Below are 20,432 nucleotides of genomic sequence, written 5' to 3' on the forward strand. Positions count from 1 at the left end.
TATGAACGATTGTTCAAACTCGTGCCGGGCGCCCCCGCGCCGCCCGCTACACTGGGCCCGTGCCAAGAGGAGTCGCCATCCCCGAGCTGCGGCAGCAGCTCTTCACCGCCGCCGAGCGCGTGATCCTCCGCGACGGGCCCGGCAGACTCAGCGGCCGCGCCGTCACCACCGAAGCCCGCGTCGCCGCCGGACTCCTCTACGCCCACTTCACCGACCTCGACGACTTCCTCGCCGCCTACGCCGTCGACCGCTCCTTCGTCGTCATCGCCGCCGCCGGCCGCCTCACTGCACGCGCCGGCACCGGCGACCCCGCCGCCAACCTCGGCGACGCCCTCCTGGCCGTCCCCCGCGACGCCCTCGCCGCGCTCGCCCGCCTCCAGATCCTCCGGCCCGACCTCGCCCGACGCGTCCGCGACGTCCTCGGCGACGCCACCGCCCTCGACGCGATCGAGCAGGCCGCCGCCGCGTACCTCGAAGCCGAACGCGGCCTCGGCCGCCTCGCCACGCGCACTGACCCCGAAGCGGTCGCACTGGCCCTCACCGGCACCCTCCACCACCTGGTCCTCACCGGCGACGACCCCGAACGACTCCGGCCCGCGATCACCGCGCTGGTCGGCACCACCGCGAACGAACGGAGTGGCAATGGCTGACCTGCGCCCGAACCTGCCCCCGCGCATCGGCATCGACCGGCCCGGCTCGTTCAGCCGCTCCTGCTTCCACGAGCGCCACCCGGTGCTCATCGCGAACCTCATCGCCGACCACCCGTACCCGCCGCGCCTCCGCGCCCGGCTCGAAGCCCTGCTCGCCGAGTCCCTCGACGGCACCGTCCCGCCCGAGGTCCCGCCCGGTCCGAACCAGGCGTTCTGGGCCGCCGAGATCGCCGCGTGCGCCGGCCGGCCCTGGAGCGGCCTGCCGTACCTGTGGGCCGAGTCGTACTTCTACCGCCGCCTCCTCGACGCGACCGAGTACTTCGACGCCGAGAGCCCCTGGTGCGGTGTCGACCTCTTCGCCCCGCAGAAGCACGCGCAGCTCGCCGGCCCCGAACTCCGGGCCGACCTCGACGCCTACGCCGCACTCGGCGAACGTGACCACGCCGAGCGCCGCCGGGCCCTGCTCTACGCGAGCCTCTGGGGCAACCAGGCCGACCTCGGCTTCCGCACCACCACCGACATCGCGGGCCGCAGCGGCATCGTCGTCGACGACGGCGCCGCCGTCTGGGACCTCGTCGACGGGCCCGGGAGCGGACCGGTGATCGTGGTGGCCGACAACGCGGGCCGCGAACTCACCGCCGACCTCGCCCTCGTCGACGCGCTCCTGGAGACGGGAACCGTCGAGCTCCACCTCAAACCGCACCCCTACTTCGTCTCGGACGCCACCGGCAACGACCTGCTCGCCACCCTCGACGCGCTCGACGCCGACCCGAACAAGCCCGTGCAGGCCCTCGCCCAGCGGCTGCGCGAATCGATCCGCGACGAGTCGCTGCGCGTGCGCACCCACGGCTTCTACGCGCTGCCCTCCACCTACCGGCACCTGCCGCCCGATCTCGCCGCCGACTACCGGGCCGCGAGGCTCGTGATCCTCAAGGGCGACTTGAACTACCGCCGCCTCGTCGGCGACCGCGCATGGGACCCGACCACGCCCTTCGGCGACGTCGTCGCCTACTTCCCGGGCGACGTGGCCGCCCTGCGCACCGCCAAATCGGACCTCGCGGTCGGCATCCCCCCGGCCCGTCTCACCGAGTTGGACAACGCTTCCCCGGACTGGCGGATCAGCGGCACGCACGCCATGATTCAAGTGCTGCACTGATGCAGCCGCACTGATCCGAGGAGGCGGCGTTGCCGGTCGACGAGTACTTCACCACGATGTTCCGAGGCCTCGAGCAGGCCACCGCACCAGGCGAGACCGAAGCGGCGAAAGACGCGCTCGCACAGGCCTACATGCGCGAGTACATCGGTGACGCCCTCGCCTGGGACGCCGCCGGCGTCGCGATCGAGGACACCGTGATCGAAGGCTCGCACGGCCCGATCCCGCTGCGCCTCTACCGCCCCGAATGCGAGCTCGCCGGCTCGGTGCTCTGGTGCCACGGCGGCGGCTTCAAGTACGGCGACCTCGACATGTTCGAAGCCCACGTCGTGAGCATCGAGCTCGCCCGCCGCGCGGGCGTCGCGGTCGCCTCGGTGGACTACCGGCTCGCCGACGACACGGTCAAGTACCCCGTGCCCAGCGACGACGTGCTCGTCGCCTGGGACTGGTGGTGCGAGCAGCCGCTGCCCCAAGGCGCCCCGATCGGCCTCGGCGGCGCCAGCGCCGGTGCGGCGCTGGCGCTGACGACCGCGCTGCGCACCAGGGACCTCGGCGGCCGCCCCGCCGACGTGCTGCTCCTCGCCTATCCCTTCGCGCACTATCCGAACCCGGCCCTGAGCCCGGCGCTGAGCGCTGAGATGGCGGCCCTCCCGTTCCGCTTCGAGGCCGAAGGGGTCGAGGGGATGGTCCGCAACTACGTGGGCCGCATCAGCGACATCCCGCCGAACGCGCTCCCGGGGGCGGCCCGGCTCGACGGCCTGCCGCCCACCCGCCTCGTCGTCTCGGAGTACGACGACCTGCGCGCCTCGGCCGACCTGCTGGAGCGCCAGCTGCGCGAGGTCGGCGTCCCGGTCGAGTCCTACGTGGCCCTGGGCATGACGCACGGCCACCTGAACCACGCGCCGAGCCTCCCGGAGGTCTCGCACTCCCTCGACTTCTTCGTGAAGGGCCTCCAGGCCTGACACGACCCGACTCCTGACGACGGGCCCGCCCGCCCTCCCGCAGCGCGGGCGCGCCTGCCCTCCGCCGACCGCTTCGACCCGATCCACCTGCGGTGGCGCCTGATCCGTGGCATGGTGGGTACCGGCGACACCGGTCGCCGTGCGCTCCCACGGTCGGCGGATCCCGCCCGGCGGCGCCGGTGATCTGGTCCACCGCAGGCATACACCCGGCCCGGCTGGGTAGCCGAGCGGGACGAAGGACCGGCCGCCTTGGAGGGAGTGGGACGTTATGGCTTCGCGCATCGAGGACCATGAGCGGATGCTCCCTGCCGGCGTGCCGTGCGGCCCGCGCACGAGCTCGATGAGAGGGAGTGGACCGCCATGCGCGCGTTGACCTTCGCCCCTGGGAAGCAGGGCACTCTGGAGCTCGCCGAGATCGACGACCCCGAGCCGGGGGAGGGCGGGCTGCTCGTCGAGGGCCTCGCACTCGGCGTGTGCGGCACCGACAAGGAGCTCGCGAACGGCGAGTACGGCTGGGCGCCCGAGGGCGCCGACCGGATGGTCATCGGGCACGAGTCGCTCGGCCGCGTCAAGACCGCTCCTTCGGGCAGCGGCTTCGCGCCGGGGGACCTGGTGGTCGGCGTGGTGCGCCGCCCCGACCCGGAGCCGTGCGGCGCGTGCGCCCGCGGCCAGTTCGACTCGTGCCGCAACGGCGACTACACCGAGCGCGGCATCAAGCAGCTCGACGGGTACGGCAGCGAGCTGTGGACCGTCGAGGCCGAGTACGCCGTCAAGCTCGACCCGGAGCTGTCCGATGTGGGCGTGCTGCTGGAGCCGATGAGCGTGCTCGCCAAGGCCTGGGACCAGATCGACCGGATCGGTTCCCGCGCGTGGTTCGAGCCGAAGTCGGTCCTCGTCACCGGGGCGGGCCCGATCGGGTTGCTCGCCGCGCTGATCGGGGCGCGGCGCGGACTCGAGGTTCACGTCTACGACCATAACGACCACGGGCCCAAGCCCAAGCTCGTCGCCGACCTCGGCGCGGCCTACCACTACGAGAGCATGGCCGCCGCGGTCGCCGCGGCCAAGCCGGACATCGTCATCGAGGCCACCGGTGTCGCCGAGCTCGTGTTCGACGCGATCAGCGCCACGGGCGCCTTCGGGATCACCTGCCTCACGGGCGTGTCGGCCGCGGGCCGGACGGCCGACGTCGACGCGGGCGGCGTGAACCGGCAGATCGTGCTGGAGAACGACGTGGTCTTCGGTACGGTCAACGCCAATCTGGACCACTATGCGGAGGCGGCCCGGCAGCTCGCCGAGGCCGATCGCGACTGGCTCCGCCGCATCATCACCCGCCGCGTGCCGTTGAGCCGGTTTGAAGAGGCCTTCCGCGGTGAACCCGACGACGTGAAAGTCGTCATCGACCTCACTGGGGGGTAAGGGAAAGCGGCGGCCGGGCTGGGGGGCCCGGCCGCCGCTGCCAATCGGCGCTAGAAGGGGCCGGCGGTGCGCGGCACTCGCCGGTCGCTGAGCGCGTCCATCCCCGGGAAGTCCAGGTTCGGGCAGCTCAGGCCCTCTTCAGGGACGGTCCGGTTCACGAAGTAGGCGTTCACGGCGTCGTCGATGCACGCTGAGATGCCGCCGTAGACGGTGTGCCCGTAGCCCTCGTAGGTGACGAGGTGCCCGTCGGCCTGCTCGGCGGAGGCCAGCGTCCAGTCGTACACGGTCGCGGGGTCGTGCTCGTTGCCGATGAACACGATCGGCGGGGCGTGGTCGACGTCCAGCTCCTCGCGTTCGTTGGTGTGCTCGATGCCGGAGCCGACGCAGGTCAGCGCATGGTTGTCATACGGGCTCCACTCGACGTTCGGGTACTCCTCGGTCAGGCGCCGCTGGAGTTCGGCCAGCTCCTCGTAGTCCTCGATCTCCCAGCCGTAGTCCTGGCACCAGGCCGGGTAGTACAGGTGCTCCAGCTCGTCCTCCTCCTGGAGTGCGGCGAGTCCGCTGAGGGGCGTGCCGTCGCGCATGGCGACGTACGCCTCGGCGAGGCTCGGCCACGCCTGCGGGGAGTTCGCGGCGAACGTGTACTGCATGGACAGTGCGTAGAAGTCCAGCGGCTCACCGGTGTCGGGGTCGATGAGGTCCCCGGCGCGGGCCTTCGCCTTGAGGTCGCCGTAGAGCGCTCTGACGTCCTCGCCGTGAAGCGCGCACTCGGGCGCGCCCTCGCACCAGGCGGTGAACGCGGCGAAGTTCTCCTCGACCGCCGCGGTCTCGGTGCTCATGAAGTCCCACACGGTTTCGAGGCTGTGGTCCATGTTGCCGTCCAGCACCATGGTGCGGATCTTGCGCGGGTAGGCCTCGGCGTACTGCTGGCCCATGATGGTCCCGTACGAGAAGCCGAGGTAGTTCAGCTTCCCCTCGCCGAGCGCGCGGCGGATGCGTTCCATGTCCTCGACGGTCTCGAGGTTCGAGACGTGGTCGAAGAGCTTGCCGGTGCGTTCGCGGCAGTCCTCGGTGAGCGCCGCGTTGGCGTCCTCGAGGGCCTCGAACGAGTCAGGGTCGGTCGGGACGCCGACGGCGTCCACTGCGGCCACGGCGTCGACGCCGCAGCGGACCTGCGTGCTGGTGTTGACGCCGCGCGGGTCGAAGCCGACGATGTCGAAGCGCTCGGCGGCCTCGCCGGTGAGCGGGTTGTACTGCTGGAGGTCGCCGACGCCCGAACCGCCGGGCCCGCCGGGGTCCATGAGGATCGTGCCGAGCTTCTCGTCGGGGTTCGCGGCCTGCCTGCGGGCCAGGCCGATCTCGATCTTCTCGCCGCGCGGGCGGTCGTAGTCCAGGGGGACCTCGATGGTGGCGCATTCGACCGCTTCGGCCGGGTCCGCGTCGGGACAGGGCTGCCAGTCGATGCCGTGGTGCGCCGAGCCCGCGGCGGCGGGCGCGGCGGTGAGGAGGGTGATCGCGAGGACCGCGGCCGAACCGGCCGCGGCGAGGAGGCGGGTGGTTGCTCTCATGCAGGAAGTCCTTCTGCCCGAAGTGCACCGGATCGCGGGGAGGCGACCCGGTAGTTCCTTTTGCCACTGAGAGTCTATGAAAGGTGTTGCCCCGCTGGGGATCCCGCAGGCTGTACCTTCGGTGGTCCGGTTTTCCGCAGTGCGGCTACCAGCAGGTGCCGCCCTGCTTGCGCTCGGCGATGCGGTCGCGGACCCGGCCGAGGCCGTCGGCCACGGCCTTGCGCTCCTCGGGCGTGAGCACGTCGATGAGGACCTCCCGCACGGCCTCCACGTGCCCGGGCGCGGCGCGCTCGAGGGTCGCGCGGCCCTCGGGGGTGATCTCGGCGAGGACGCCGCTCTTGCTCCACTCGCATTGGCGGCGCGTGACGAGACCGGCCTTCTCCATCTGGCCGATCTGGTAGGTCAGGCCGCTCTTGGAGTTGATGATCCGCTCGGCCAGCTCGGTCATGCGCATCGCGCCGGATTCGGCCCGGTTGAGGGTCATGAGGATCTGGTACTGGAGGTGGGAGAGGCCCATGTCCTCCTTGAGTTGCTGGTCGAGCTCGCGGTCGACGAGGGTCGCCGCCGAGATGAACGCGATCCAGGCGCTCATCTCCTCCTCGTTCAGCCAATTCGTGTGACCCATGCCTCCAGCCTAACTCCTTGTTCAAATTTGAACTCAACTGTACCTTAATCAAAGCAGTTCAAATTTGAAACGGTCGAGCATCGGAGACGACATGGAAACCGTTCACGCGACCGCCGCGGTCCGCACCCGCGTCACGATCCCCCTCACCTTCCCCGACGGTTACGCGACCACCGCCGAGGCCGTCACCTTCAAAGGCCTCGCGGACGGCCAGGAGCACCTCGCCCTCGTCCTGGGCCACCCCGCCCCCGGCACCGCGCCGCTCGTGCGCCTCCACTCCGAATGCCTGACGGGCGACGTCTTCGGCTCGGCCCGCTGCGACTGCGGCCCCCAGCTGCGCGAGGCCGTCGAGCGCATCAGCGAACGCGGCGGCGTCCTCCTCTACCTGAGGCAGGAGGGCCGCGGCATCGGCCTGTACAACAAGCTCGACGCGTACGCCCTGCAGGACGGCGGCCTCGACACCTACGAGGCCAACGCCGCCTTGGGCCTGCCCGAGGACGGCCGCGACTACACCGCCGCGGCCCAGATGCTCGAGGCCCTCGGCACCGGCCCGTTCGAGCTGCTCACCAACAACCCCGACAAGGCCCGTCAGCTCCGCGACCTCGGCGCCGACGTGACCGCGACCGTCCCCACGGGCGTTTTCGCGACCGGCAGCAACGTCCGGTACCTGAGCGCCAAGGTCGAGCGCACCGGCCACACGATCGCACTGGCCGGCCTCGCCGCCTGACGAACGCCGAAAGGGCCCCGCATCGCGATGATGCGGGGCCCTTTCGCGTGTCTCAGCAGCCCTTGACTCAGCAGCTTTTTGGTCCGGTCGCGGTCGAGAGGCCGGCCAGGGCCCGCATCGGCCCCGTGAAGGCGTCGCAGCACAGGGCGTAGATGTTGCTGCGGCCCTTGGGGGTCACGGTGACGAGGCCGAGTTCGCGCAGCGGCGCGAGGTGGTGGGAGACGAGGGTCTGCGCGAGCCCGGTCGCCTCGGTGAGCTCGCGCACGGTGCGGTCGCGCTCGGAAAGGAGCATCACGATCGCCAGCCGGTTCTCGTCGGCGAGGGCCTTGAACTGGGGTGCGAGGTCGCGGGCGCGCTCGACGAGCTTCTCGTCGGACTCGGCGGTGACGTCGGTCAACTCGATCTCGATCAGGCGGCTCATGGATCAAGTAAACCACAGAACTTGCTATCAACAGCAATCGCTGGTATTAATTACATCAGTTGATGTGATCGCGATCGGCGCGACCACTGCAAGGAGGTCACCATGTCTCTCACCACCCGCCCGGCCGCCACCTGCGCCGTCATCGGGGCCGGACCGGTCGGCCTGGCCGCCGCCGCCCACCTGCTCGAACGCGGCATCACCCCGATCGTGCTCGAGGCCGGCCCCAGCGCCGGGGCGGCGATCGGCCAGTGGGGCCACGTCCGCCTCTTCTCTCCCTGGCGCTTCGACATCGACACGGCCGCAAGGCGACTCCTTGAGGGCACCGGCTGGACCGAGCCTGACGCCGACGGCCTGCCCACCGGCGCCGAGCTCATCGGGCGGTATCTCGAGCCGCTGTCCGCCGCACTCGGCTCCCATGTCCGCTACGGCACCCGCGTCACCGGTGTGAGCCGGGTGGACGCGGACAAGACGCACACCATCGGCCGCGAAGGCCGGGCCTACCTGCTGCGCACCGTGAGCGACGCGGGCGCATGGTCCGATGTGGTCGCCGATGCGGTGATCGACGCGTCGGGCGTCTGGGGCCGGCCCAACCCGCTCGGCGCGCACGGCCTGCCCGCCGCGGGCGAGACCGCCGACGCGTCGTGGCAGGCCGGTCCGCTCCCGGACGTCCTCGGCGCTGACCGCGCCCGCTTCGCGGGCAAGCGCACCCTCGTCGTCGGCGCGGGCCACTCGGCCGCCAACACCCTCATCGTGCTGGCCGAACTCGCCGAGACCGCACCGGGCACCCAGATCACCTGGGCCGTGCGGGGCCCGTCCGCCGCGAAGGTCTACGGCGGCGGCTCGGCCGACGCGCTACCGGCGCGCGGCACGATCGGCACCCGGCTCAAGGCCCTCGTGGAGTCGGGTGCGATCGAACTGGTCACCGGGTTCACCATCGCCGGATTCGACACGGCCGCAGACGGATCGGTGACCGTGACCGGGAAGACCGGCAGCCTCGCCGTGGCGATCGAGGCGGACAACGTCGCCGCCGCCACCGGCTTCCGGCCCGACCTCGAACTGCTGCGCGAGGTGCGCCTGGACCTGGACGCCACTGTGGAGGCCCCGGCGAAGCTCGCCCCGCTCATCGACCCGAACTTCCACTCCTGCGGTACGGTTCCGCCGCACGGTGAGGCCGACCTCGCCCACCCCGACGAGGGCTTCTACATCGCCGGTGTGAAGAGCTACGGCCGCGCGCCGACCTTCCTGCTGGCCACCGGGTACGAGCAGGTGCGGTCCATCGCCGCGGCCCTCGCGGGCGACCGCGAGGCCGCCGACGCCGTCGAATTGGAGCTGCCCGAGACCGGGGTCTGCTCCTCCAGCCGGGCACTCGACGCCACCTCGATCGCCGACGCGGGGGAGTCCGCGGGCTGCTGCGGCACCACCGCCGCCGCTGACGCCGACGCAGGGTGCGGCACGAGCGCCGACTCCGGTTGCGGCACTGCGCAACCCGAGCCGGTCACCGTCGGCGCCCGGGGGCTCGCCACGGGAGTCCTCCACGGCCGCGCGGGGGAGCGGGTCGAGTTGCCCCAGCTGCAGTCGGGCTGCTGCGGCTGACCCGCCTGTTAGCTTGGCGGGATGAAGCGCGTGCTCATCACCGGAGTATCAGGGGTCGGGAAGTCCACCGTCGTCGCGGAACTCGCGGCCCGCGGCCATGCGGCGGTGGACACCGATTACGGCGGCTACTGCTCGCCCGGGCCCGACGTGGAGCCGCCGAAGCCGACCGCCGAGCCCGGCTGGGTCTGGAACGAGGCCCGCATCCGGCGACTGCTCGACAGTGCCAGCAGGGACGACGCGGAGGGCGAGGCGCTGTTCGTGAGCGGCTGCGTCGAGAACCAGGGCCGCTTCCGCGCCGACTTCGACCGCGTCGTCCTCCTCAGCGCCGCACCGGCGGTCGTGCGGCGCAGGCTCCTGGCGCGCACCGGCAACGACTACGGGAAGCACCCCGGCCAGCTGGAGCGCGCACTGCGCGACCAGGCCGAGGTCGAACCGCTCCTGCGCGCAGGGGCGACCCTGGAGATCGACACCGACGCGCCCCTGGACGCCGTGATGACGCGGCTCCTGCAACACGCCCTCGGCTGCCCGTAGGAGACGGTTTCACTAGTTGCATTTCCAAAGGTAAACCGCCCTACCAGGGGCAATATTGTCCAATGTCAACGCCCGGCGGGCGGCCGGGACCGGTCCCGCCCTGACCTGGATAGCCTCAAGCTCATGTTTCGCAGACGGATGACTCGACACTCGGGCAACCGCGACGTGGCCGAGTCCGAGCAGCACGAGCCGCGCCCTCGGCGGGGGTTCCGTCGATGGGGACGCGTCAGCGAGCAGCCGCGGCCGGCTTGGCATGGGGCAGCGGTGATGCTCGCTCTCGGGACCGCTGTGGTGGTCGGGTGGAGCACCGGGGATCAGCACGTGCCCGGCACCGCAGGGGTACTCGCTTCGCAGACTGCGATCAACATCCTGATCGCGGTGGCGGCGTCCGGCCTCGTCACCGCGCTCCTGTTCGTCACCGTGGGACGGTTCAAGGCGCTCGCGTGGAGTTACCTGTGGACACTCGGCGCCTGCCTGATCCTGCTGGCGACCCTCGGCGCCGGAGCGAGCATGACCGCCTGGCTCGCCACCATCGCAGTGCTCTCCGTGGGCGCCTCCCTGCTCGGGGGGTCCCTCGGAAGCCTGCGATCCCGACCGGCTCAAGGGTTCGGGCGCCCCGTTCTGGCGCTCGTCCTGGCGCTGGTCGTCCTGGCGGCGCCGACGCTCTGGCTGCTCACCTCCAGCCAAGGCGGACCCGCGCCCGTCGATGACGGCGACCCGATCGCAGCGGTCGAGCAGGACCCGGCAGCGCCGGGCCCGTTCGAGGTCGCCGAACTCGTCTATGGCAGCGGCACCGACCTGCGGGAGGCATACGGACGTTCGGTCGATCTGGAGACGCCCGCAATCGACGCCTCCGGGATCGTAACGGGCTGGAGCGAGCAGCGAACATCCTTGTGGGGCTTCGATATCGAGCACCTGCCGCTCAACGGCAGAGTGTGGTACCCGCAAGGCGATGGCCCTTTCCCGCTGGTGCTCATCGCCCACGGCAACAAGAGCAACGCGACGGCCTCCGAAGACGGGTTCGCCTACCTTGCGGAACTGCTCGCCAGTCAGGGCTTCATCACCGCCGCGGTCGACCAGAACTTCCTCAACACCGGTCCGCTCGACCGCTCCGGCGGCCTCACGGGCGTTGACGTCGCGCGCGGCTGGCTGCTGCTCGAACACCTCCGCGTGTGGAGCGAGTGGAGCCAGGACGGCACGTCGCCGTTCACCGGCCGCGTCGACATGGAGCGCATCGGCCTGATCGGACACTCACGCGGTGGCGAGGCGATCGCCTTGGCCGCCTATCTGAACGGGCACGACAGCCTTCCCGGAGACGGCACGGTCGCACTCGGCCACGACTTCGGCATCCGGTCGCTCCTGGCGCTGGCGCCCTCGGACCGCCAGTACCTTCCCGAGGACGGGCCGATCCAGCTCGAAGACGTCAACTACCTGGCCGTCCAGGGCTCCTACGACGCCGACGTCACCTCCTTTGGAGGGCTCGACCAGTACGAGCGGGTGTCGTTCACCGGCGAGGGCGATTACTTGAAAGCCGTCCTTTATGCGGGCGGGGCGAACCACGGCCAGTTCAACAGCCGCTGGGGCCGGTACGACGTGGGCAACGGCATCCCCAAGCACTTCCTCGACACTGAAGCGCTCATCGCGCCGGAGGATCAGCAGCGCATCGCCCAGGTTTACGCGTCCTCGTTCCTGCGGACCACGTTGACCGAGGACCAGTCCCAGGCATCACTGCTCCGCGACCACCGGGCCGCCTCGGCCTTCCTTCCCGAAACCGCATACGTCAATCAGTTCACCGACGCTACGACACACCCCGCGGCAGCGCCCACGGCATCGGGGTTCACCACAGCGGAAGAGATCCCCCTGCCGCTGCGCGGCGGCCCCGGTGAGGACAGCGTCCTATCGCTCGAATGGCAATCCGGGGGTGAGGACCCCCAGGTCACCGCCGAGGCGGGCCCCGGCACGGCAAGCGAGGTCGTGTTCGACGCAGTGGCCTTGACCGAGGAATCGCACCTCGCCGACGCGGTGACGGTGCGGCTTACCGACCGGGCCGGCGTATCGGCCGAGCTGCCCCTCGCCGACATCATGCCCCTCGAACACTTGCAGAGCGCCCAATATCTGAAGGCCGCCTGGATGCACCCCACCGCCCTGACCGAGCCGGTGTTGCAGACCTACATCGTGCCACTGGGCTTCTTCACATCAACCGAATCGTCCCTCGACCCCGCGAACCTCCAGACGGTGTCACTGGTATTCGACGGCTCCAGGGACGGTTCAGCGCTCGTAGACGACATCCGGTTCACCTCGACCCGCTGACCGGCACCACCTCCTCAGACCGCCGCCGCTGTGGGCGAGGCTCCATCGGGACGTCCTCGACCGGCTCGGCGAGGCTGACGACATCGACTGGTCGCGCGCGATCGTGGGTGCAGCGAGCCTGCGCCTCACCATCCGATACGAGCGCCACGGTCACCTCTTCGCCGCATTCCTCACCCTCGCAGCAGCCATCACCTGCTACAAGAAACTCGCCAACTGGGACACGCTCTAAGCTCTTCGGGCCGCCTGAACTGCGGAAACTGTTTGATTGCTTCGCGGGCTTGACCTTGACCTTGGGTCAGGGCTCAGACTGGCCGCATGGACAACACCAACTCACCCGACGCAACCCTTTCGGCCTGGTCAGGCATGGTCCCCCTCGAGGACACGGCACTGGCGGTGCACGACACCGGCGGTACCGGTAGGCCCGTGGTCTACCTCAACGGCTCGTACGCGAACCACAAGCACTGGCGGAAGGTCATCGCCGACCTCGGGTCCGCATGGCGCCACCTCACCTTCGACGAGCGCGCCCGGGGCGATTCGCAGCGGTCGGCGGACTACTCGTTCGAAGCGTGCCTGCGTGACATCGACGCCGTCCTGGAGGCGAGGAATGTGGACCGGCCGCTGCTGGTGGGCTGGTCTTACGGTGCTGTACTCGCAGTGCACTGGGCCGCCCGGAACCCCGACCGCGCTGCCGGGGTCGTCTCGGTCGACGGCGCCTACCCGTGGGGGCTGACCGGCGAGGCCAACCGGGAGTACATCCGGCGGACGTTCCACCAGATGCGTTTGGCGCTGCCGCTGGCCCGCCCGCTGGGGATGGCTGCGCGGATGAGCGCTGCTCAGCACGCCGAGATCAACATCGAACTCAACGAGATCGTCGCGGGGATCGAACCGGTCTACGGCAAGGTGACCTGTCCGGTGCGCTTCATCGTGGCCTCCGGCGGCAACACCGGCGGCAGCGCCGAATCGATGGAGGCGATGCGCGCAACGCTCGGGCCGGTGCTCGCCGCTCACCCGAACGTGCAGGTGAGCGCTAAGGTCGCGAGCAACCACGAGAAGGTGCTGCGAAACGATTCCGGCGCCGTGGCCGACGCGGTGCGCGAGATCTCGGCCATCCTCGACCAGGAGGTCCACTGAGCTCATGAGCGGCGGCATCACGATCGGCCAGGCGGCGGCGTTCGCCGGCGTCACGGTGAAGACCGTGCGGCACTACCACAAGCTCGGACTCTTCGAAGAACCTCGACGCGACCGCTCGGGGTATCGCCGATACGGGTCCGCCGAGTTGCTTCGCCTGGTCCGGGTGCGGACGCTGGCCGAGGCCGGCGTCCCGCTGGCCGAGATCGGGCCGATGCTGGATGCCGACGCCGAGCAGTTCGCGACGGCGCTCGCCGATGTCGAGCGGCGCCTCAATGAACGGATCGAGGAACTGATCGCCAGGCGCGGGATGCTGCACCGCCTCGCCGACGGCGATCAGGCCCTGCTCCCTGACCGCGCGCTCGCGCTCTTGGACCGGGCCGACGAGTTCGGGATTCCCTCCGAGGACGTGGCGATCGCCCGGGAAGGTCTGGTGCTGGCCAGAGCGCTGGTTCCCGACGGGTTCGACGACTACCTCGATCAGGTGGAGAACGCCCTGGGCGACACCAGGTTCATCGCCTTGGTCAAGCGCCAGGGGGAGGCCGCTTCCTGGGAGCCGGACGACCCTCGGATCGAGGGACTCGCGACCGCTGTGGCCGACCACTTTCTGGCCAATCCCGCACTGTTGCAGATCATTACCAGCCTCCAAGTCAGGTCCGACGACAACGCCGCCCGATACGGCATGATCCGCAGCTACGGCGACGACCAGTCGCCGACTTCGGCCCGCCTGTCCGCGCTGATCGAGACGAAACTCCGAGCCGCAGGCGTCTCAATCCCCCGCCAATGACGCCACGCTCTCACCTTCCGCAAGGCACTCCCTGTTTTCGTTCACCGGTCTGCGATCTTCTGGAACGACCAGCCCTCCAGCCGCTTCGCGGTCATCTGCATCGCCCGCTGCGCAGTATCGGGGTTCGGGGCGAGGCCCGTGGCTCGGCCTTTAAGCGCCGTGGGTCGTCTTGTAGCCGAACGGGACGACGCCGCAGGCCCACTGGCCTCGCTGGCGCGGTTTCGCCCAGGTGGAGGTGTGGTCTCAGCGAGCGGGAGCCTCGTTGCCGCTTGATTAGACGTCTGCCAAAATAGGCGCATGTCGAAGCAACCTGTTCACCTCGTCGTTCGCGGCGATCTGGACGACTGCCGTGTGCCCCTCGTGAGCGAGCCGCTCAACGCCGACCAGGCCGAGCGGCTCGCCCCGTCCTTCAAGGCCCTCGGCGATCCGGTGCGGCTGCGGTTGCTCTCGCTCATCGCCTCCCACGCGGGCGGCGAGGTCTGCGTCTGCGACCTGACCGACGCGTTCGACCTCACCGCGCCCACCATCTCCCACCACCTCAAGGTGCTCAAGGAGACCGGGCTCGTCACGGCCGAACGCCGCGGCACCTGGGTCTACTACCGGGCCCGCGCGGAAGCGCTCGGCCTGCTCTCGACCGTGCTGGCCGTCCCGCAGCCCGCCGCCGCGCAGGAGGGCCACGCGTGAGCGCCGACCTCGCCACCGCGGCCCCCGCCAGGCTCTCGACGCTCGACAGGTTCCTGCCCGTCTGGATCGGCGCGGCCATGCTCGCGGGCATCGCCCTCGGCCAATGGGTCCCGGCCGTCGGCAAGGCGCTCAACGCGGTCCAGATCGGCGGCGTCAGCCTCCCGATCGCCGCGGGCCTGCTGCTCATGATGTACCCGGTGCTCGCGAAGGTCCGCTACGACAAGCTCGACTCGGTCACCGCCGACAAGCGGCTCCTCGTCTCCTCGATCGTCCTCAACTGGCTCGTCGGGCCCGCGCTCATGTTCGCCCTGGCCTGGATCTTCCTGCCCGACCTGCCCGCATTCCGCACGGGCCTGATCATCGTCGGGCTCGCCCGCTGCATCGCGATGGTCATCATCTGGAACGACCTCGCCTGCGGCGACCGCGAAGCCGCCGCCGTCCTCGTCGCCCTCAACTCGGTCTTCCAGGTCATCGCCTTCGGCGGCCTCGGCTGGCTCTACCTCGACGCCCTCCCGCGCTGGCTGGGCCTGGACGCCACGGGGCTCGAGGTCTCCGGCTGGGAGATCGCCCTCAACGTGGCCGTGTTCCTCGGCGTCCCGCTCGCGGCCGGGTACCTGACCCGCCGCATCGGCGAACGCCGCAAGGGCCGCGACTGGTACGAGGAGCGGTTCCTGCCAAGGATCGGGCCGTTCGCCCTCTACGGCCTGCTCTTCACTATCGTGGTCCTCTTCGCCCTGCAAGGCGAGGCGATCCTCGACCGGCCCATGGACGTCGTGCGCATCGCGCTGCCGCTGCTGGTGTACTTCGCGCTCATGTGGGCCGGATCCTTCCTCTTCGGGAAGGCCGTCGGCCTCGGCTACGAACGCTCCACGACGCTCGCATTCACCGCCGCGGGCAACAACTTCGAACTCGCCATAGCCGTCGCCATCGCGACCTTCGGCGCCGCCTCCGGCCAGGCCCTGGCCGGAGTGGTGGGCCCGCTCATCGAGGTCCCAGTGCTCGTGGGCCTCGTCTACGTGAGCCTGTGGGCCCGCCGCTTCTTCAACGCCCGACCGCAAAGGAACACCATCGATGTCTGAGAAGCCGTCAGTCCTCTTCGTCTGCGTCCACAACGCCGGCCGCTCCCAGATGGCCGCCGGGTGGCTCGCCCACCTCTCGGAAGGCCGCGTCGAAGTGCGCTCGGCCGGCTCGGCCCCCGCCGAGAGCGTCAACCCGATCGCCGTCGAGGCCATGAGGGAGGTCGGCATCGACATCGCGAACCAGTCGCCGAAGATCCTCACGGTGGACGCGGTCGAGGCCTCCGACGTGTGCATCACCATGGGCTGCGGCGACGTCTGCCCGGTCTTCCCCGGGAAGCGCTACCTCGACTGGAAGCTGGACGACCCGGCCGGGCAGGGGATCGCGCCCGTCCGGGTCATCCGCGATGAGATCAAGGCCCGCGTAGAGGCCCTGCTCAAGGAACTGCTTCCCTAACCCTTCACCGCGCCGATGATCACGCCCTTCTTGAAGTGCTTCTGCACGAACGGGTAGATGATCAGCGCGGGGATGATCGCGATCATGACGATCGCCATCTTCACCGCGAGGGTCGGCGGCGCGTCCTGCAGGCCCGAGGCCTGCGGAAGCGGCGCCGACTCCACCACGTACGTGCGCAGCACCAGCGCGAGCGGCCACTTCCCGGTGTCGTCCAGGTACAGGAACGCGTTGAACCAGTTGTTCCAGTAGGCCACCGCGTAGAACAGCGTGACCACGGCGATCACCGCCTTCGACAGCGGCGTCACGATCTGCCACAGCACCCGGAACTCCCCGGCGCCGTCGATCCGGGCCGAGTCGAACAGCTCCTGCGGGATGCTCATGAAGAACGCCCTGAGCACCACCACGTTGAACGCGGACACGGCCATCGGCAGGATGATCGCCAGGTAGTTGTCGCGCAGCCCGATCGCGCTCACCCACAGGTACACGGGGATGAGGCCCGGGAAGATCACGAACATCAGCAGCACCGAGAACAGGATCGTCTTGTGCCCGAACGACCCCGGCCGCGACAGCGAGTACGCGCCCAGGATCGACACGACGACGCTGATGAACGTCCCGACCGCCGTGATCCCCAGCGAGACCACCAGCGACCGCAGCACCACGGGGTTGCGGAACATCTGCTCGTACGCCTCGAACGTGACCCCGTCGCCGGGCCAGATCACGAGCCCGCCGACGCGGTTCACCGTGTCCCCGCTCGACAGGCTCGTCAAAGCGATCGTGTAGAGCGGGAACAGGATCAGCAGCGCGATCACGACGATGCTCGCGCCCTTGGCCGCCAGTCCGGCGGCAGTCGGCTTCTCTTCCCAAGCGGGACGGTTCCGAGAACTCATGATTTGGAGTACACCCCCCGCTCGCCCAGCATGTGGGCGAACTTGTTGGCGGCCAGGATCAGCACGAGCCCGACCACGCCTTTGAACAGCCCCGCGGCGGCGCCGTAGTCGAAGTCGCCGGTGCGGATGCCGCTGTAGTACACGAACGTGTCGAAGACTTCCGAGGCCTGCGACCCGACAGCGCTGCGCTGCAGGAAGAACTGCTCGAACCCGACGTTGAGCGCGTCACCGAGCCGCAGGATCAGCAGCAGCACGATCACCGGCCGGATCCCCGGCAGCGTGATGTGCCACAGGCGCCTCCAGCGCCCGGCCCCGTCCACCGCCGCCGCCTCGTACTGGGCCGGGTCGATCGCGGCCAGCGCCGCGAGGAAGATGATCGCCCCGAACCCGGCCTCCTTCCAGATCGCCTGCGAGGTCACCAGCAGGATGAACGTGTCCGGATCGGTCATCCAGTCCACACCGTCGAACCCGTTGGAGCGCAGGATCTGCGAGAGCAGGCCCGCCCCGCCGAGCATCTGCTGGAAGATCGCGATCACGAGCACCCAGGAGAAGAAGTACGGCAGGTACACCACGCTCTGCAGCATCGAACGCAGCCGCTCGGACGCGATCGAGTGCATGAGCAGCGCCAGCGCGATCGGCACCGGGAAGTAGAACACCAGCTGGAACGCGGTGATCGACAGCGTGTTCACCATGGCCCGCAGGAACTCCGAGTCGGCGAACAGCACTTGGAAGTGCGTGAACCCGACCAGGCGCGAGCCGAGGATGCCGCCGGTGAACGGCTTGTAGTCCTGGAAGGCGACCACGTTGCCCAGGGTCGGGATCCACCAGAACCCCCACACCAGGATCATCATCGGCGCGGCCATGAGGAGCAGCGGCCAGTCGCGGCGCAGCCGCTCCCGCCAGTGCGCCTTGGCCTTCGCCTTCCGCTTGGGGGAGTCCCCGGCCTGCTCGGCCGGGGACTCCTGCTCGGTCACGGTGCTCACAGGCGGTCGTTGTCCTTCGCGACCTTGGTGTAGTACTCGCGGGCGGAGTCGCCGACCTTCGCGCGCCAGTCCTCGACGATCTGGGTCCATGCGGCGACGTCGCGCTGGCCGCGGTAGATCTCGTGGTGGGCGTCCTTCATCGGCTCGTTCTCGGCGGAGAGGTCGGAGGGCATCTCGACGCGCAGGCCCTGGAAGGGGCTGGGGTCGAGGAACGGCGCGGCGTTGGTCTCCCACTCGTGCAGCCGCTCGACCATGCCGGGGTACTGGAACCGGTTGTTGGCGTTGGAGCGTCCGGAGAGGAACATGTAGGTCGGCGCGACCTCGGTCTGGCCGAGGTCGGTGCGCTGGGGCACGCCTTCGGCGTCGATGGTGAAGTGGACGCCTTCGACGCCGTCGGAGACCAGGTCGTACTCGACGGTGCCGAACGGTGCCGAGCACCAGTTGGCGACCCGCAGGCACTCCTGGATGCGCTCCTCGGAGAGGTCCTTCTTGATGAAGGTGAACATGCCGGCGGGGTCGTCGCGCCAGATCGTGGGCGTGCCGCCGGCCTCGCGGGCGAGCGGGTCGACGACCTGGAGGTTGAAGCCCTCGACGTTGCGGTAGGTCTGGTACATCTCGTGCCAGGCGCCGAGGCCGTCCTCGTAGAACACAGCCTGGCCGGAGCCGATGATCTCCTTGGAGTTCGTGTTGCGGTCGGCGACGTAGTCGGGGTGGACGAGGCCCTTGTCGAAGACCTGCCGGGTGAACTCGATCGCGGCGGCGAACGCCTCGGTCTCGAACTTGTGGACCAGCTTGCCGTCCTCGACCTTCCAGAGCGTGGGCACGCCCATGGCCTCCTGGACGGTCTGGTCGAGGCTGGCGAACGCCCAGCGGTTCTTGCCGGGGTCGTTGACCTCTTCGGCGATCGCGAGGAGCTCTTCGAGGTTGGTGGGCTGCTCGAGGCCGAGTTCGTCGAGGATGTCCTGGCGGGCGAACAGCGCGTTCGTGTAGGGCGCGCGTTCCCAGGGGATGCCGAGGAGCTTGCCGCCGAAGACGCCCATGGCCCAGGCGGCCGTGGGGTAGGAGGCGAGGAGCGGGTAGTCCGCGGCGGCCTTGTCGCCGGCGAGGTAGGGGGAGAGGTCGGCGAAGAGCTCGTTCGCGGCCTCGCTGAAGTCGGAGAGGTTCACGATCTCCCAGCCGGGGATCTGGAACATGTCCGGCACGTCGCCGCTGGCGAGGGTGGTGGTGATCTTGTCGAGGTAGTTGTTGCCGTCGGCGATGTTGAAGACGACGGTGCCGCCGAGGATCTCGTTGACCGTGGTGAAGTACGAGTTGTCGGGCAGGCCGGGCGGCGTCGGGTTCCACAGGGGAGTGACCGCGGTGATCTCCTCGCCGGTGGTCATCACGGGTTCGGTGACGGCCGTGACCGGTTCGGCCGGGCGCGAGAGGTACCCGGGGGTGACGGAGCCGTCGGGCTGGCCGGGCAGGTCGGGTTCGATGCCGCCTTCGTACGGCGTGTACTTCGGGAGCAGTTCCGCGAGTTCGTCGGACCCGGCGGCGGTGCCTTCGGGGCCTTCTTCGAGGGCCGCGCACCCGGCGAGGGAGGCTGCGACCGCACCCGCGGCGCCGGCCTGGAACAGGCCGCGACGCTGGATTCGGAACGCGGGGACGTTGCTTGAGGTGTCGCCCATGGCGATGCCTTTCGTTGGGGGATACAGGATTCGCCGGTAAATGTGCAGGCTGAGGGGGCCGTTGTTTAATGGTATGACCAAACAAATATAACCGGCTCGATGAGACGGGTGCAACACCCCTCCCAGAAGTAACTCGAGCGCGCCGACTACCAGCGCCTGCGGCCCCGGGCCTGAAAGAGCACCGCCGTCGTCGGCACCGGCAGCATCCGGACCGAGGCGCGGCGGCCGCGGAGCCAGAGCGCGAAGTCGATCAGCGACGGCCTAATCCCGCGCAGCTCGAGCGCCACACCGTGTCTCGCGCACTCCGCCACGAGCAGCCCGCGGTCCACCAGCAGCGCCGGGTCGTGGACGCCGCGCACCGCGATGCGCGGGATCCGCTCGGCGACACCGATCGCGAGGAACCGGCACAGTGCGGTCGCCGCGAGCGTGTCGATCACCAGGAGCCCGCCCGGCCGCAGCAGGCGGCACGCCTCCGCGACCGCCCGGGGGAGGTCCGGCACGTGCTCCAGGATCTCGCCCGCCACGACGACCTCCGCGCACGCGTCCGGCAGCGGGACCGCGAGCACGTCCCCCTGGACGCCGAGCACGCCGTGATCGGCGGCCTGCCGCAGCGCCTCCAGCGAGAGGTCCACCCCGAGGTGGCGGTACCCCTTGCCCTCCAGATGCGGCGCGAGCAGCCCGGCCCCGCAGCCGAGGTCCACCAGGACCGCGTCCTCGTACGGCGCGGGCGGCACCAGTGCGGCCCGCGCCGCCGCCAGCCAGTGGAGCATCGCGAACACGCCCCGCGGCCGCCACCACTCCGCGGCCAGCCGGTCGTACATCGCCGGATCATTGGGCGCCAAGGATTCGGGGGTTCCGCTCATCCCG

The 20,432-nt window shown here is 70.0% G+C and carries 20 protein-coding genes and 2 pseudogenes; 15 read left to right on the plus strand and 7 right to left on the minus strand.

Annotated features, from left to right (window positions below; genetic code table 11):
* Positions 1-59: 59 nt before the first annotated feature.
* The 4 genes from QWI33_RS18150 to QWI33_RS18165 all read left to right on the plus strand — a co-directional run bounded on the left by QWI33_RS18150 (position 60) and on the right by QWI33_RS18165 (position 4,181).
* Positions 60-650, plus strand: coding sequence for a TetR/AcrR family transcriptional regulator (locus QWI33_RS18150; RefSeq protein WP_289958558.1), 591 nt, complete (start codon positions 60-62; stop codon positions 648-650).
* Positions 643-1,806 carry a damage-control phosphatase ARMT1 family protein gene (locus tag QWI33_RS18155; RefSeq protein WP_289958559.1) on the plus strand — a complete coding sequence of 388 codons (1,164 nt, stop codon included), beginning with the start codon at positions 643-645 and terminating at the stop codon, positions 1,804-1,806. The genes QWI33_RS18150 and QWI33_RS18155 overlap by 8 nt, the downstream gene beginning before the upstream one ends.
* A 29-nt stretch (positions 1,807-1,835) precedes the next feature.
* Positions 1,836-2,765, plus strand: a complete 930-nt coding sequence (locus QWI33_RS18160) for an alpha/beta hydrolase (protein WP_289958560.1) — start codon at positions 1,836-1,838, stop codon at positions 2,763-2,765.
* A gap of 360 nt (positions 2,766-3,125) precedes the next feature.
* A complete protein-coding gene (locus QWI33_RS18165; protein WP_289958561.1) occupies positions 3,126-4,181 on the plus strand; it encodes a glucose 1-dehydrogenase in 1,056 nt (351 codons plus the stop codon).
* 50 nt (positions 4,182-4,231) lie between these two features.
* On the opposite strand, the gene QWI33_RS18170 is transcribed toward QWI33_RS18165, so the two are convergent.
* Entirely contained in the window at positions 4,232-5,749 is a 1,518-nt protein-coding gene (locus QWI33_RS18170) for an alpha/beta hydrolase (RefSeq protein ID WP_289958562.1), read from the minus strand.
* Between the two features lie 145 nt (positions 5,750-5,894).
* Entirely contained in the window at positions 5,895-6,374 is a 480-nt protein-coding gene (locus QWI33_RS18175) for a MarR family winged helix-turn-helix transcriptional regulator (RefSeq protein WP_289958563.1), read from the minus strand.
* A gap of 91 nt (positions 6,375-6,465) precedes the next feature.
* On the opposite strand from QWI33_RS18175, the gene QWI33_RS18180 reads away from it, so the two are divergent.
* Positions 6,466-7,098, plus strand: coding sequence for a GTP cyclohydrolase II (locus QWI33_RS18180; protein WP_289958564.1), 633 nt, complete (start codon positions 6,466-6,468; stop codon positions 7,096-7,098).
* Positions 7,099-7,165: 67 nt separating this feature from the next.
* Here QWI33_RS18180 and QWI33_RS18185 read toward each other — a convergent pair whose 3' ends face one another.
* On the minus strand, positions 7,166-7,519 hold the full coding sequence (locus QWI33_RS18185) for an ArsR/SmtB family transcription factor (RefSeq protein ID WP_289958565.1): 354 nt from the start codon (positions 7,517-7,519) through the stop codon (positions 7,166-7,168).
* A gap of 102 nt (positions 7,520-7,621) precedes the next feature.
* Between QWI33_RS18185 and QWI33_RS18190 the strand changes: the two genes are divergently transcribed.
* The 10 genes and pseudogenes from QWI33_RS18190 (at position 7,622) to QWI33_RS18230 (ending at position 16,025) form a co-directional block, all read left to right on the plus strand.
* Entirely contained in the window at positions 7,622-9,112 is a 1,491-nt protein-coding gene (locus QWI33_RS18190; protein WP_289958566.1) for an NAD(P)-binding domain-containing protein, read from the plus strand.
* Between the two features lie 21 nt (positions 9,113-9,133).
* Positions 9,134-9,643, plus strand: a complete 510-nt coding sequence (locus tag QWI33_RS18195; RefSeq protein ID WP_289958567.1) for an AAA family ATPase — start codon at positions 9,134-9,136, stop codon at positions 9,641-9,643.
* A gap of 267 nt (positions 9,644-9,910) precedes the next feature.
* A complete protein-coding gene (locus QWI33_RS18200) occupies positions 9,911-11,953 on the plus strand; it encodes an alpha/beta hydrolase family protein (RefSeq protein WP_353895513.1) in 2,043 nt (680 codons plus the stop codon).
* Between the two features lie 28 nt (positions 11,954-11,981).
* Positions 11,982-12,074 (plus strand): annotated as a pseudogene (locus tag QWI33_RS29590) (IS5/IS1182 family transposase); the annotation flags it as partial.
* Positions 12,075-12,182 (plus strand): annotated as a pseudogene (locus QWI33_RS18205) (transposase); the annotation flags it as partial.
* An 86-nt stretch (positions 12,183-12,268) separates the two neighbouring features.
* On the plus strand, positions 12,269-13,084 hold the full coding sequence (locus tag QWI33_RS18210; RefSeq protein WP_289958570.1) for an alpha/beta fold hydrolase: 816 nt from the start codon (positions 12,269-12,271) through the stop codon (positions 13,082-13,084).
* 4 nt (positions 13,085-13,088) lie between these two features.
* Positions 13,089-13,868, plus strand: coding sequence for a MerR family transcriptional regulator (locus QWI33_RS18215; RefSeq protein WP_289958571.1), 780 nt, complete (start codon positions 13,089-13,091; stop codon positions 13,866-13,868).
* Positions 13,869-14,165: 297 nt separating this feature from the next.
* A complete protein-coding gene (locus tag QWI33_RS18220) occupies positions 14,166-14,552 on the plus strand; it encodes an ArsR/SmtB family transcription factor (RefSeq protein WP_289958572.1) in 387 nt (128 codons plus the stop codon).
* A complete protein-coding gene (gene arsB / locus QWI33_RS18225; protein ID WP_289958573.1) occupies positions 14,549-15,631 on the plus strand; it encodes an ACR3 family arsenite efflux transporter in 1,083 nt (360 codons plus the stop codon). Before QWI33_RS18220 ends, arsB begins: the two co-directional genes overlap by 4 nt.
* A complete protein-coding gene (locus tag QWI33_RS18230; protein WP_289958574.1) occupies positions 15,624-16,025 on the plus strand; it encodes an arsenate reductase ArsC in 402 nt (133 codons plus the stop codon). The genes arsB and QWI33_RS18230 overlap by 8 nt, the downstream gene beginning before the upstream one ends.
* Here the strand turns inward: QWI33_RS18230 and QWI33_RS18235 are convergent.
* The 4 genes from QWI33_RS18235 to QWI33_RS18250 form a co-directional block, all read right to left on the minus strand.
* The gene (locus QWI33_RS18235) at positions 16,022-16,912 is read right to left on the minus strand and encodes a carbohydrate ABC transporter permease (RefSeq protein WP_289958575.1); all 891 of its coding nucleotides are present in this window, start codon (positions 16,910-16,912) and stop codon (positions 16,022-16,024) included. The two genes, QWI33_RS18230 and QWI33_RS18235, sit on opposite strands and share 4 nt — an antisense overlap.
* Positions 16,909-17,895 carry an ABC transporter permease gene (locus tag QWI33_RS18240; protein WP_289958576.1) on the minus strand — a complete coding sequence of 329 codons (987 nt, stop codon included), beginning with the start codon at positions 17,893-17,895 and terminating at the stop codon, positions 16,909-16,911. Before QWI33_RS18240 ends, QWI33_RS18235 begins: the two co-directional genes overlap by 4 nt.
* Entirely contained in the window at positions 17,892-19,565 is a 1,674-nt protein-coding gene (locus tag QWI33_RS18245) for an extracellular solute-binding protein (RefSeq protein ID WP_289958577.1), read from the minus strand. The genes QWI33_RS18240 and QWI33_RS18245 overlap by 4 nt, the downstream gene beginning before the upstream one ends.
* 146 nt (positions 19,566-19,711) lie before the next feature.
* A complete protein-coding gene (locus tag QWI33_RS18250; RefSeq protein WP_289958578.1) occupies positions 19,712-20,428 on the minus strand; it encodes a methyltransferase domain-containing protein in 717 nt (238 codons plus the stop codon).
* Between the last annotated feature and the right edge of the window lie 4 nt (positions 20,429-20,432).

Source organism: Glycomyces tritici, from assembly GCF_030403505.1.

What these genes read in the sequence shown, in the direction of transcription:
- QWI33_RS18155 (WP_289958559.1), top strand. Translation starts at nt 643, where the DNA reads ATGGCTGACCTGCGCCCGAACCTGCCCCCGCGCATCGGCATCGACCGG.
- QWI33_RS18165 (WP_289958561.1), top strand. Translation starts at nt 3,126, where the DNA reads ATGCGCGCGTTGACCTTCGCCCCTGGGAAGCAGGGCACTCTGGAGCTC.
- QWI33_RS18170 (WP_289958562.1), bottom strand. Translation starts at nt 5,749, where the DNA reads ATGAGAGCAACCACCCGCCTCCTCGCCGCGGCCGGTTCGGCCGCGGTC.
- QWI33_RS18175 (WP_289958563.1), bottom strand. Translation starts at nt 6,374, where the DNA reads ATGGGTCACACGAATTGGCTGAACGAGGAGGAGATGAGCGCCTGGATC.
- QWI33_RS18180 (WP_289958564.1), top strand. Translation starts at nt 6,466, where the DNA reads ATGGAAACCGTTCACGCGACCGCCGCGGTCCGCACCCGCGTCACGATC.
- QWI33_RS18185 (WP_289958565.1), bottom strand. Translation starts at nt 7,519, where the DNA reads ATGAGCCGCCTGATCGAGATCGAGTTGACCGACGTCACCGCCGAGTCC.
- QWI33_RS18190 (WP_289958566.1), top strand. Translation starts at nt 7,622, where the DNA reads ATGTCTCTCACCACCCGCCCGGCCGCCACCTGCGCCGTCATCGGGGCC.
- QWI33_RS18195 (WP_289958567.1), top strand. Translation starts at nt 9,134, where the DNA reads ATGAAGCGCGTGCTCATCACCGGAGTATCAGGGGTCGGGAAGTCCACC.
- QWI33_RS18200 (WP_353895513.1), top strand. Translation starts at nt 9,911, where the DNA reads ATGCTCGCTCTCGGGACCGCTGTGGTGGTCGGGTGGAGCACCGGGGAT.
- QWI33_RS18210 (WP_289958570.1), top strand. Translation starts at nt 12,269, where the DNA reads ATGGACAACACCAACTCACCCGACGCAACCCTTTCGGCCTGGTCAGGC.
- QWI33_RS18215 (WP_289958571.1), top strand. Translation starts at nt 13,089, where the DNA reads ATGAGCGGCGGCATCACGATCGGCCAGGCGGCGGCGTTCGCCGGCGTC.
- QWI33_RS18220 (WP_289958572.1), top strand. Translation starts at nt 14,166, where the DNA reads ATGTCGAAGCAACCTGTTCACCTCGTCGTTCGCGGCGATCTGGACGAC.
- QWI33_RS18230 (WP_289958574.1), top strand. Translation starts at nt 15,624, where the DNA reads ATGTCTGAGAAGCCGTCAGTCCTCTTCGTCTGCGTCCACAACGCCGGC.
- QWI33_RS18235 (WP_289958575.1), bottom strand. Translation starts at nt 16,912, where the DNA reads ATGAGTTCTCGGAACCGTCCCGCTTGGGAAGAGAAGCCGACTGCCGCC.
- QWI33_RS18245 (WP_289958577.1), bottom strand. Translation starts at nt 19,565, where the DNA reads ATGGGCGACACCTCAAGCAACGTCCCCGCGTTCCGAATCCAGCGTCGC.
- QWI33_RS18250 (WP_289958578.1), bottom strand. Translation starts at nt 20,428, where the DNA reads ATGAGCGGAACCCCCGAATCCTTGGCGCCCAATGATCCGGCGATGTAC.